We start from the raw sequence: 12,366 nt of genomic DNA on the forward strand, positions 1-12,366 counted from the left end.
TTGCGGCGTGGCCGCAGTGGCCGCAGCAGGCGTGGCCTTGAGCGTTTCCGGCCGGCCACCGGTCAAGGCACTCAGCGAATCATTGGCGAACGCCGACGTGGCGCGGGCAGGCACGCCGCTGAGCAGCAGGTCGAGCTTGCCGCTCTTGCTCAAGGCCTTCTTCACCTTGCTCAGCAGCTGTTCGTTGGTGAATGGCTTGCCGACGAAGTCGGACACACCGGCCTGGATGGCCTGAATGACGTTTTCCTTGTCGCCCCGGCTGGTCACCATGATGAACGGGAGCCCTTTGAGCGACGGCTGCTGACGGCACCAGGCGAGCAGCTCCAGACCGCTCATCTCAGGCATTTCCCAGTCGCACAACACCAGATCGTAGGGTTCCTTGGTCAACAGCGTCATGGCTTTGCGGCCGTTGACAGCGTCCTCCACAGCGATGCCGGGAAAGGCGCTGCGTAGCGCCTTTCTGACCAGATCGCGGATGAACGAAGCGTCGTCCACCACCAGCACTTTGACTTTACTCATCGAGACTCCTCATCTACCCCGCTAGCATACCGCCGAATGATGGCTTTTTGCCAAAACGCACGCTGCGGCGGGTTGCTTGTCCATCGCCTGCATCGACCTCCGCTGTCTGCGCCGAAAACGAAGACGCCCGGCACAGGCCGGGCGTCGTGTTTCACGCGCAATACTATTTATCGTCAGGCGACGGCGGAACATTAGCCAGCAGTGCATCTTGCGTTGCCGTGCCCTGCACTTCGGCGGTCATGCGCTTGAGGCCGATGTGGCGTACGTCAGTGCCGCGCACCAGGTAGATGACCAGTTCGGAGATGTTGCGCGCATGGTCGCCGATCCGCTCCAGCGAACGCAGCGCCCAGATCACGCTGAGTACCCGCGAAATCGAGCGTGGGTCTTCCATCATGTAGGTCACCAGCTCGCGCAGCGCAGTCTTGTACTCGCGGTCGATGGTCTTGTCGTACTGCGCCACCGACAGGGCCAGGTCGGCGTCGAAACGGGCGAAGGCATCGAGCGCATCACGCACCATGTTGCGCACCTGATCACCGATGTGACGGACTTCCACATAGCCACGCGGCGACTCACCCTCTTCACACAGCTGAATGGCACGGCGGGCGATCTTGGTCGATTCGTCGCCAATGCGCTCCAGGTCGATCACCGATTTGGAAATGCTGATGATCAAGCGCAGGTCGGACGCTGCCGGCTGACGGCGGGCAAGGATGCGCACGCACTCCTCGTCGATGTTGCGCTCCATCTGGTTGATCTGCTCGTCAACGTCACGCACTTGCTGGGCCAGCCCGGAGTCGGCCTCGATCAGCGCGGTAACCGCATCGTTGACTTGTTTCTCCACCAGCCCGCCCATGGCCAGGAGGTGGCTACGCACTTCCTCCAGCTCGGCATTGAACTGCTGGGAAATGTGATGCGTGAGGCTTTCTTTGTTGATCATCGTTTCGCTCCGCGCCAAAGCTGCAAGCTGGAAATTGTTGGTAATGGGTACTCGGTCCGTCCAGGGGGCCGAGTCGCCTGGACAGGGGCTGCGCTGCAGCCCATCGCGGATGACTCCGCGCCTACAGACTCAAAGGCCTGTAAAAGCAAGGCTACACGCCAGGCGCCGCGCGTCATGAGCATGCCTGGCCGCACAAGCCCCCTGCCACTAGCCGTAACGGCCAGTGATGTAATCTTCGGTCTGCTTCTTCGACGGGTTGGTGAACAGCGTATCGGTATCGCCGAATTCCACCAGCTTGCCCATGTACATGAAGGCGGTGTAGTCCGAAACCCGCGCCGCCTGCTGCATGTTGTGGGTCACGATGACGATGGTGTACTTGGATTTCAGCTCGTAGATCAGCTCTTCGACCTTGAGGGTCGAGATCGGGTCGAGCGCCGAGCACGGTTCGTCGAGCAGCAGCACCTCGGGTTCCACGGCGATGGTACGGGCGATCACCAGACGTTGCTGCTGACCACCGGACAAACCCAGCGCCGAGTCATGCAGGCGGTCCTTGACCTCGTCCCACAGGGCCGCGCCCTTGAGCGCCCATTCCACCGCTTCGTCGAGTACGCGCTTCTTGTTGATACCCTGGATGCGCAGGCCGTAGACCACGTTTTCATAGATGGTCTTGGGGAACGGGTTGGGCTTCTGGAACACCATGCCGACGCGGCGGCGCAGCTCGGCCACTTCCTCGCCTTTACGGTAGATGTTGTTGCCGTAGAGGTTGATGGCGCCTTCCACACGGCAACCGTCCACCAGGTCGTTCATGCGGTTGAAGGTGCGCAGCAGGGTCGACTTGCCGCAGCCCGACGGGCCGATGAAGGCCGTCACGCGCTGCTTGGGGATGTTCATCTTCACATCGAACAGCGCCTGTTTGTCGCCGTAGAACAGCGACAGGCCCGGCACTTCGATGGCCACGGTTTCTTCGGCCAGACGCAGGCCCTGCTTGTCGCGACCCAGGGCAGACATGTCGATGCCGTGGTTATGGGTTTCGTGCTGCATGGTCTTACTCCGTTTGTAGCTGCAAGCTTCGAGCTGCAAGCTGCAAGTTAGGGCAAAAGCGGCGATCAGCGTGAAGCGTGCCGCTTGTGGCTTGAGTCTTCAAATCAGCTGTCGAGGGCCTTGTACTTCTCGCGCAGGTGGTTACGAATCCACACCGCCGAAAGGTTGAGGCTGGCGATCACCAGCACCAGCAGCAGCGCGGTGGCGTACACCAGCGGCCGCGCGGCCTCGACGTTGGGGCTCTGGAAGCCGACGTCATAGATGTGGAAGCCCAGGTGCATGATCTTCTGGTCAAGGTGCAGGTAGGGGTAGTTGCCATCGACCGGCAAGGACGGCGCCAGCTTGACCACACCCACCAGCATCAGCGGCGCCACTTCACCGGCCGCACGGGCCACGGCGAGGATCATGCCGGTCATCATGGCCGGGCTGGCCATCGGAATCACGATCTTCCACAGCGTCTCGGCCTTGGTCGCGCCCAGCGCCAGCGAGCCTTCGCGCACCGTACGCGGAATCCGCGCCAGGCCCTCTTCGGTGGCCACGATCACCACCGGTACGGCCAGCAGCGCCAGGGTCAGCGAGGCCCACAGCAGGCCAGGCGTGCCCAACGTGGGCGCCGGCAGGGATTCGGGGAAGAACAGCCGGTCGATGGAGCCGCCCAGCACATAGACGAAGAAGCCCAGGCCGAACACGCCGTAGACGATCGCCGGAACACCGGCCAGGTTGTTCACTGCAATGCGGATCAAGCGGGTCACCGGGCCCTGCCGGGCGTACTCGCGCAGGTACACCGCCGCCAGCACGCCGAACGGCGTGACGATCACGGCCATGATCAGGGTCATCATCACTGTGCCGAAGATGGCCGGGAAGATGCCGCCTTCGGTGTTGGCTTCACGCGGGTCGTCGCTGAGGAATTCCCATACCTTGCTGAAATACGTGGCCAGCTTGGTGGTGATGGACATGCCGTTGGGCTGGATGGCGTGCACCACCTTGCTCAGGTTGATCTCCACTTCCCGGCCGTTGCCATCACGCGCCACCAGGCTGTCGCGGGCGTAGTCCTGGTGCAGGGTGCTCAGGCGCTCTTCGATGGCCTTGTAGCGATTGTTCAGCTCGGCGCGCTCGGACTCCATGTCGGCCTGCGCCGCAGGGGTCAGCTTGCCGTCCAGCTCAAGCTTGCGACCATGCAGACGCAAACGCTCCAGGCCATGGTTGATGGCGCCGATGTCTTTCTTCTCGAGGCTCTGCAGCTCATCGTTGAGCTGGCTGACGCGCTTGAGACGCGCCTGCAGCTCACCCCAGGCCGCCGGGCCCTGGGCAACCACGCGGTCGCCTTGCTTGACGCTGACCAGATAGCCGTAGAAGTTGCCCCACTCACGGCGCTCCAGCGCCATCAGGTCAGCCGGCTTGTGCTGATCGACCAGCCACTCGCCCACCACCCAGCTGAAGTCGTTGCCGTTCAAGTCACGGTTGCCGACCTTGATCAGCTCGCGGGTCATGAACTCCGGCCCCTCCTCGGGCACCGGCAGGCCGGCCCCCTTCAGACGAGCCCGTGGCACTTCTTCCTTCTGTACCACTTCACCGATGATCACGTGGTTGCCCTGACCCGGCACCGCGTAGGTGGCCTGGATCAGGTCGGCCGGCCAGAAGTGCGCCAGGCCGCGCACGGCGATGACCGACAGCAGACCGATGGTCATGATGACCGCGATGGCCACGGCGCCACCGCTGATCCAGACGCCAGGGGCGCCGCTCTTGAACCAGCCTTTGAGGGAATCCTGTTTCACGGATCTCTACCTTTCTATCAAAGCGACGAGTATTTCTTGCGCAGACGCTGGCGAATCAGCTCGGCCAAGGTGTTCATGATGAAGGTGAAGAGCAACAGCACCAGCGCCGCGAGGAACAGCACGCGGTAGTGACTGCCGCCGACTTCCGACTCCGGCATTTCCACCGCCACGTTGGCGGCCAGGGTGCGCATGCCTTCGAACAGGTTCATCTCCATCACCGGGGTGTTGCCGGTCGCCATCAGCACGATCATGGTTTCGCCCACGGCGCGCCCCATGCCGATCATCAGGGCCGAGAAAATCCCCGGGCTGGCGGTCAGGATGACCACGCGGGTCATGGTCTGCCACGCCGTGGCACCGAGCGCCAGCGAGCCCAGCGTCAGGCTGCGCGGCACGCTGAACACGGCGTCTTCGGCGATCGAGTAGATGTTCGGGATCACCGCAAAGCCCATGGCGATACCGACCACCAGGGCATTGCGTTGGTCGTAGGTGATGCCCAGGTCGTTGCTGATCCACAGGCGCATGTCACCGCCGAAGAACCAGGTTTCCAGGAACGGGCTCATGCCCAGGGCGAACCAGCCGATGCCGAGAATCACTGGAATCAGAATCGCTGCTTCCCAGCCATCCGGCACCCGCAGACGAATCGACTCCGGCAGGCGGCCCCAGGTGAACCCGGCCAGCAGGATGCCCAGCGGCAGGATCATGAACAGGCTGAACACGCCCGGCAGGTGGCCTTCCAGGTACGGCGCCAGGAACAACCCGGCGAAGAAACCCAGAATCACCGTCGGCATCGCTTCCATCAGCTCGATCACCGGCTTGACCTTGCGGCGCATGCCCGGGGCCATGAAGTAGGCGGTGTAGATGGCGGCAGCGATGGCCAGCGGCGCGGCCAGAATCATCGCGTAGAACGCCGCTTTCAACGTACCGAAGGTCAGTGGCGACAGGCTCAGCTTGGGCTCGAAGTCGGTGTTCGAGGCGGTCGACTGCCAGACGTACTTCGGCGCGTCGTAGTTCTCGTACCAGACCTTGCCCCACAGCGCGCTGAACGACACTTCCGGGTGCGGGTTGCGCAGGCTCAGCGGCAGCAGCTTGCCGCCCTCTTCGATGATGATGCGGTTGGCCCGTGGCGACAGCGCCAGGATGCCTGCGCCCTCAGCGGCCGGTTCGACCAGCAGGGTGCGGTGCGCGGTGCTGTGGAACACGCCGAGCTTGCCTTCGCTGTCGAGGGCGATGAAGCCCTTGCGGCGCTCTTCGGCATCGATCTGCACCACCGGCGCTTTGCCCAGTTGGAAGCTGCGAATCAGCTTCAGGCGCTGCTCGCCATCCGGGTCGCGGGCCATGAACCATTGGCTCAGGCCGCCTTTGGAGTCACCGAAGATCAGCGAGATGCCACCGACCAGCTGGCCGCTCGCGGTGATTTCGGCGTTGCCGTCTTCGAGCAGCTTGTAGCGGCCATTGAGGCTCTTGTCGCGCAGGCTGAAGACGTCTGCCGAAGCCCGGCCGTTGACCACATACAGCCATTGCTGGCGCGGGTCGACATAAATGGCTTTGACCAGCTCGGACATCTGCGGCAGGACGATACGGTTCTGCTCGCTGGTGACCTCGCCGGTCATCATGTTTTCTTCGCGAGTGATCTGCAGCACTTGCAGGCTGGCGCCAACGGAGCCGGCCAACAACAAGTTCTCGCCGTTGACGTTGACGCTGACGTGCTCGAGTGGGCGGCCTTGTTCATCCAGCACGAACGGTTGTTCGCCGTAAGGGAAGTCCACCCCGGCCTCGATGGTTTTCTTGCCATCGGGATAGGTGATCTTGTAGCTGTGATGGAACAGCAGCGCCTGGCCATTGGACAGGCCGAGGGTAATCAGCGGGCTGCCCGGCTGGTCGCCACCGATCGAGGAGACCTGAGTGCCGGCCGGGATCGGCAGGTCGACGCGCTTGAGCTCGGCACCGGTCTTGGTGTCGAAGAACAGCGCCTGGCCCTTGTCGGAAACCCGCATGCCTACCAGATTCTGCTCTTCGAGGGCGATCATCAGCGGCTTGCCAGCATCCTGCAGCCAAGCCGGCGTGAGGGCATCCTTGCGCGTCAGTTCGGCACCCTGGAACAGCGGCAGCACCACGTAGGCGAGGTAGAAGAAGATCGTCGTGATCGCCGCCAGCACGGCCAGCCCGCCCACCAGGACATACCAGCGGGTCAGGCGGTCTTTGAAGGCACGCACACGGCGTTTGCGTTGCATCTCCGGCGTATTGAAATCAATCCGCACGGGGGGGGAATTTTGGGTCATGGTGGAGTTGGCCAGATCATTCATGCGCACACCCTAGCGGTCTCGTATGACAGAAACATGACAATGCAGTGACGCAAAAAAGTCCGCGGCACAGGGGGGCTGGCTACGGACTGAAGAAGAGGTGGAAGGGCACGCCAGGCGGCCCTTCCGGGGTATTCGATTACTTGGCGTGAGCCAGGCCCAGATCGTTCAAAGTCTTCTCGACGACCTTGGCCGGCAGCGGGATGTAACCATCCTTCACCACGACCTGCTGACCGGCCTGCGACAGCACCAGCTTGATGAACTCGGCATCCAGCGGAGCCAGCGGCTTGTTCGGCGCCTTGTTGACGTAGACGTAGAGGAAGCGCGACAGCGGGTACTTGCCGTTCAGGGCGTTTTCTTCGTTGTCTTCGATGAACTCGCCGCCTTCTTTCTTGGCCAGCGGTACGGTTTTCACGCTAGCGGTCTTGTAGCCGATGCCCGAGTAGCCGATCGAGTTCAGCGAGCTGCTGATCGACTGCACGACCGAAGCCGAGCCAGGCTGTTCGTTGACGTTCGGCTTGAAGTCGCCTTTGCACAGCGCTTCTTCCTTGAAGTAGCCATAGGTGCCCGATACCGAGTTACGGCCGAACAGCTGAATCGGCTTGCCGGCCAGGTCGCCGGTCACACCGACATCGCCCCAGCTCTTGGCATCAGCCTTGGCGCCGCACAGACGCGTCGAGGAGAAGATCGCGTCGACCTGGGCCATGGTCAGGCCTTTGATCGGGTTGTCCTTGTGCACGAATACGGCCAGGGCGTCGACGGCAACCGGGATGGCGGTTGGCTTGTAGCCGTATTTCTGCTCGAACGCCTGCAGCTCGACGTCCTTCATCTTGCGGCTCATCGGGCCCAGGTTGGCGGTGCCTTCGGTCAGCGCGGGTGGCGCGGTGGAGGAGCCGGCAGCCTGAATCTGGATGTTTACGTTCGGGTATTCCTTCTTGTAGGCCTCGGCCCACAGGGTCATCAGGTTCGCCAGGGTATCGGAACCCACGCTGGAGAGGTTGCCCGACACACCGGTAGTTTTGGTGTAGGTCGGGATCGAGGGATCGACAGCGGCCACCGCATTGGCGGTTGCAATGCCAGCGGCGGCAAATGTCAGGGCCGCCATCAAACGCTTCAGTTTCATGCCTTGCTCCTAGCAGAATTTCGAGGGGTTCAGGTCAGAACGGGGGCCAGTATCTGGGGGCCGTGTGACTAAGGTATGACCTCAATGTGACAAATAGATGAAAGGCCACTACCTGGGTGGGAAGTGATCTTTCATCTATCTGGGAGGGGGTACAGGCCAGTCAGAGTTCGCGCCGATCTCTGAACATGACATACACGGGATCAATACCGGCGGCTAGGGGGAAGACGACGACGTAGTCATCGAATCGAATCTCTTCAATGCCTGAGAACGGTAGCAGCGCAGGCACAGAGTGGATGCTCAAGTGACCGATACTTGAGGGTCGATCAGGATCATGCGCAGTGTAGGCTCTGACATCGCCCCGCCATGCAATGGTGATTGGAGAATTGTCATCGGAGACGAAGATCCAGCTCTGCTCGGACTCATCCCAAGCAGCGGCTCGAACTCTGACCTGACTCGACAGGCCAGCGGTCGATGTCGCTACCACATGGGAAATGCGCTTGAACGGTTTGACACCGATGATCTTTGCAGCGGCGGCCACTTCGACCAACGAGCAAAGGCGCACTGGCATGCCTACCTGACCCACGCGCGCTGATGCGGCATGTCAGTCAGGCGTTTGTACATCAGCCAGGAGGTTGAGCGGCACGGCGAGCGCAAAACGTGGATCCTCGCTGGGCGTCGCCAGGATCAACTCTGCAACATCGGCGTACAGACCAGCATGCTTGCCGTCCAAGGCCGAAACCTGCCACTCCAGTTCAGCCAGCGCGGAATACAGCGACTGATTGAAAGCACGTTGCGATTGCAGAGTGGCATGGTGCTGCCTGCCTTCTGTAAGCAGCAGGGGATGAGTGGTCGCCCAATGCATGGGTGCCAACAACCGCAGGGCGCCATGCCCTGGCCCGCTGCCACTGGCCCTGGCCGATTGCGCGATACGCGCTTCAAGTTGTTCGATGACCGTCACCGCGTGATCGTACAAACCGGTATGACGCGCTTGTGTAACGGCCGTAACTGCAGCATGCCGCTGACTGGCCAACGTGATTTCATGCAGCACTACAGCCTGGATCTCAGCATTTCCGCTAGAGAAGCGGGCATCGCTCTGGGCATTTTTGAGTGCAAAGTCGATCGCCGTCTGCAATCGCCGCAGTCGCGCTGCGGCAGCTGTGGCTTGAACCTGGGCGGCTTCCAACGTCCTGAGGGCAGCCAGGTCATCAGCGAGTTGCTGCTCAGGTGTACCGGTCGGCGGAGCGATCAGCATGGATTGCTGCAACGCTACCAGCTTCGCGTCGAGCTGAAGCTCATCGAGCTGTGTCACCAGTGTGCGGACCTCGCGCAGCTTAAGCTCGGAACGTTGAATTGCCTGCTCCTCACGCGTCAGTTGCTGCCTGATGGGCGGCGGTGGCAGGGGCTGGTCCTTGAAGGCGGCGCGACCTTGGTTCGTGTGCCAGGATTTGACGGTAAACACGATCGCACCTGGCGAATTCTCGAGGGCGACTTCCTCTAAAGGCGAATAGAAGAGCAGATCGCTGCCGGCAGGATGACCTACGATGGCGTTGAAATGGCTGATGGCCGCGTCGTGTGACGCGCGATCGGTTTCGGCATTCCAGATGTCGTCGACGAAGGCGAGGAATGCGGATTCTTCGTATTGATCGAGGGTGGGTCTGAGGTCCATGGCTTTTACCCTTCCAAATCAGAAGCGGGAGAACTCGATTTATCTTTTTGACGTTCGTGTTCTTCTAGCTCAATTTCGAGACTCGTCTTTTTCAAGGAAAAGGCCAGCTGTACGACGTTCAGCTGACGATCATAATCAGTAGTAAATCCCAAATTGTCATATCCGCCGCCAAGAATCTCAAAACTATCCCATCCTCCAACCTCTCCTGATGGAAACGGCATCTTATAGGGGCCTTTCGACTCATAAGGCTGACCTAACGCAGCAAGGACCACCTGACGATTGACCAAATCCCCATAAGGACTTGGGAGTTCCTCCTGATAAATAACCGCATCCGGAAAACTTTTTGCGCGACAAATAAGCAACGACTCGAAAACTTTTGTTTCTGCCCAGAAAACCAGGTAAAGACCAGGTTCTGGTTCGAGATACAACGTTAATGGGTCCGGGTATACCTCAATGAGTTTTTCAGCCGTTACAATCTGCTCGGAGACGAGATCCGCGTGCGATCTCCCTATGTTTTTCAAATAGATTTCGAGCTGCAAAGCGTTCATTCGTAATACCCTCTTCTACTGTGTAAATCGTGGAGCTGCTGTCGAGCACTCTCAATTTCAACATCAGGAAATCCGTACTCGAGTAGACCAGGCTTCAATGCATCTATATTCATATCGACTGCTGCTCGCAAGTCAGACGCATCCTCGAGTTGCCTTGATCTACTATTTCGCCCTCCATATGTTTGACTGAACCGTCTATGCACCTCCGTCGGTATCACTATGTTAGGAGCGTTTTCCAACTGGTACTTCAAATTCCGCGGATCAATTTTTGAATTTCTTTTTACCAAAAAAACCTGTAGTGCTTTGCGCGAAACAATATGATCCACATCCATCCGATCATTAATACTCCGCCGGCTCAAATCCTTGTACTCCCCCACCTCCAGTGGCTCAGCCGGCTCATAATTGACCAGCCCCGACTCAGGCAACTCTGTGCCATCGCCGAAGCCCGGAATTATGGCCCCAGTCTGCGCAGCTTCCTCGCCTGGAAGTATTTCAATAGTTGGCGCAATGGGCTCGGCAGGGCCGCCGGGTAATACGGTCGGGGGTGGCGGCGCTGCGGGAAGGCGCGTGGAGCCCAGCAGCTCAGCGCCCGGTACCACCAAGGGCGTCCAGGTGCGGTTGGGCTGCCCAGGGACCAAAGCGGTATCCAGTGCTGCAGCCACGCTGGCCGCGAACCAAGGGGCGAAGGGCTCGATGACCGTTCTTATCCCTTGCTCATCCGCCGGGCTGTGGAGCCTGAGCTGACTGAGGTCATAGAGCCCCGAGCCGATACCCGCCGCTGCGGCGTGGCGCAACTCGAACGCCGAGCGCCCGTCACGCCATCGGGCCTTGGCGGCGATGGGTGCAAAGCCGTTGAGAATGCGGTGCTGATTCACCGGGTCGAACTGCCCCAGTAATGCTCTATCAGAGGCAATCGAGCGCCACACCTCGCTTTCAAACGCGCCCAGGCCGGAAAATGTACGCCCGCGTAACTGACGGCCGACCTGCTCAGGCACAGGCAATGACGCTGCCGCTGCCGCAGCGTCGGCGGGCCACCAGTTGTTCGTCACGGCAACGCCTTGGCCATTGACGACGCCGCTGCCCGGAGGAGCCAACGCAAAGGAGAAATACTGAGCGGCTTGCCCAGGCAGGCAGACGATGCAGTCATCGAAGCGCAGGTCTACCCCCGCCGCGACCTCGCTCACCTCTGCTGCCAGCGGCAGGATGCCACCGCTGGACGACGTCTCAGGCGCGGCCTGCGCGTTACCGAATACCAGCGTCTTGCCAGTCGGCGTAGCGGCCTCGACCCGGTACGTTTCGGTGATCGGGTCGAATACTGCGTTCCGGACCGGCACCTCAGCGGCGATCCCGGCACCCGTGGACGCTATGGCGATCGCGCTGCCGCCGGGTACCTGCTCAATCTTCAGTCGATGGCTGAGCTGGGCAGTCCCGCCCTGATCGGCAATGGCCTGGAGGTCCTGGCCTGAAGCGACGCCCAGCAGCTCGGCACGCAGCCCTGCACCTTGCAGCCGTTGCTGGCGCTGGGCTGGGGTCAACTCGCCATTGCCTAGCGCGGGGGAATACAACACGAGCTGCGCCGTCAGGCTGACGGCTTGTCCGGCCCGCATCGCGGCGATCCGCAGCAGCTCCTTGGCGGCATTGGCAACGGCGTGCTCCAAGGTCGCGGCCAGGTCTGCCGCCACCTGAACGCCGGCTTGGGTAAATAGGGCACCGCCCGACTGCACAGCCGCCGTTGGTGTGGTGAAGGTCGCCGCTTGCTTGAGGTGCTCGAGGCGACGGTCTTCATCCGCTTGCTGCTTGTGCAGAATCCGCGCTTCGCGTTGTTCGGCGTATTGTCGCTGAGCCTCCCACTGGGCTTCCCGTGCCTGCCATACCACCGCTTGCTCAGCGTGCTCAGTTGCCAGTTGTGCCGACCACGCTTGCAGCTGGCTGATCGCTTCTTGTAGAAGTGCCGCCTCTCCGGCTGCCGCATAGGCCGCGTTCCATTCGGTATAAAGCTGTTGCATCTGTGCCGCGGTAGGTAATGCTGCCAAGCCGGTGGCATAGCGCTCAGGTCCCATGTCTGAATCGGCAAATGCAGTGGCCAGCGCCTGTTGCCTGGCCAGCTCAGGTTGCTTGGCCGCGATCAGCCCGTTTATCCCGGCCTGCGCCTTGCTGATCAGGTACAAATGCCAGCGCTCGCCTGGCGCAACCTCAGGGACGGTCCGGGCGCGGTCTATCTCGGTTTGCAGGGCTTGCTTGAGGCCTTGGAGCTGTCCGGCGAAATGTGCATCGAGCTGCGCACGGCGGGCCTCACGGGCCTGACTGAAGGCCTCGACCTGCTGCTGATGTGCAGCTGCCATCGCGGCGGCCTGGGCAGCCGCCGCAGCCTGGCGCGCCTGCTCCTGGGCCAGCGCCTGGGCCTCTGTATATGCCTGCGCTTGTGCCCGAGCTTCAGCCAGCGCCGCCGCTCGCCGGCGG

General features: G+C 61.3%; 10 protein-coding genes. All 10 read right to left on the reverse strand.

The annotated features are described in order from the left end of the window. Positions 1–519 (reverse strand): response regulator (locus RT028_RS05055; protein ID WP_312933116.1); only part of this gene is annotated, 519 nt, incomplete at its 3' end. Between the two features lie 163 nt (positions 520–682). Beyond that, positions 683–1,453 carry a phosphate signaling complex protein PhoU gene (gene phoU / locus RT028_RS05060; protein ID WP_312933118.1) on the reverse strand — a complete coding sequence of 257 codons (771 nt, stop codon included), beginning with the start codon at positions 1,451–1,453 and terminating at the stop codon, positions 683–685. Positions 1,454–1,660: 207 nt separating this feature from the next. After that, positions 1,661–2,494, reverse strand: a complete 834-nt coding sequence (gene pstB / locus RT028_RS05065) for a phosphate ABC transporter ATP-binding protein PstB (protein WP_312933119.1) — start codon at positions 2,492–2,494, stop codon at positions 1,661–1,663. Between the two features lie 104 nt (positions 2,495–2,598). Continuing rightward, positions 2,599–4,269 (reverse strand): phosphate ABC transporter permease PstA, encoded by a 1,671-nt coding sequence (gene pstA, locus RT028_RS05070; RefSeq protein WP_312933121.1) that lies wholly within the window; start codon positions 4,267–4,269, stop codon positions 2,599–2,601. 17 nt (positions 4,270–4,286) lie between these two features. Next, a complete protein-coding gene (locus tag RT028_RS05075) occupies positions 4,287–6,320 on the reverse strand; it encodes an ABC transporter permease subunit (protein WP_312933217.1) in 2,034 nt (677 codons plus the stop codon). 388 nt (positions 6,321–6,708) lie between these two features. Continuing rightward, entirely contained in the window at positions 6,709–7,692 is a 984-nt protein-coding gene (locus tag RT028_RS05080) for a phosphate ABC transporter substrate-binding protein PstS (protein ID WP_312933123.1), read from the reverse strand. A gap of 160 nt (positions 7,693–7,852) precedes the next feature. Then, a complete protein-coding gene (locus tag RT028_RS05085; protein WP_312933124.1) occupies positions 7,853–8,275 on the reverse strand; it encodes an S-type pyocin domain-containing protein in 423 nt (140 codons plus the stop codon). Between the two features lie 18 nt (positions 8,276–8,293). Continuing rightward, positions 8,294–9,358, reverse strand: a complete 1,065-nt coding sequence (locus RT028_RS05090) for a bacteriocin immunity protein (protein WP_312933126.1) — start codon at positions 9,356–9,358, stop codon at positions 8,294–8,296. A gap of 5 nt (positions 9,359–9,363) precedes the next feature. Continuing rightward, positions 9,364–9,906, reverse strand: coding sequence for a DUF6392 family protein (locus RT028_RS05095; protein WP_312933128.1), 543 nt, complete (start codon positions 9,904–9,906; stop codon positions 9,364–9,366). After that, positions 9,903–12,366: S-type pyocin domain-containing protein (locus RT028_RS05100; protein ID WP_312933130.1), on the reverse strand; the 2,464-nt coding region annotated here is incomplete at its 5' end. The genes RT028_RS05100 and RT028_RS05095, both read right to left, overlap by 4 nt.

It is taken from the genome of Pseudomonas sp., assembly GCF_032058845.1.
GTDB lineage: Bacteria > Pseudomonadota > Gammaproteobacteria > Pseudomonadales > Pseudomonadaceae > Aquipseudomonas.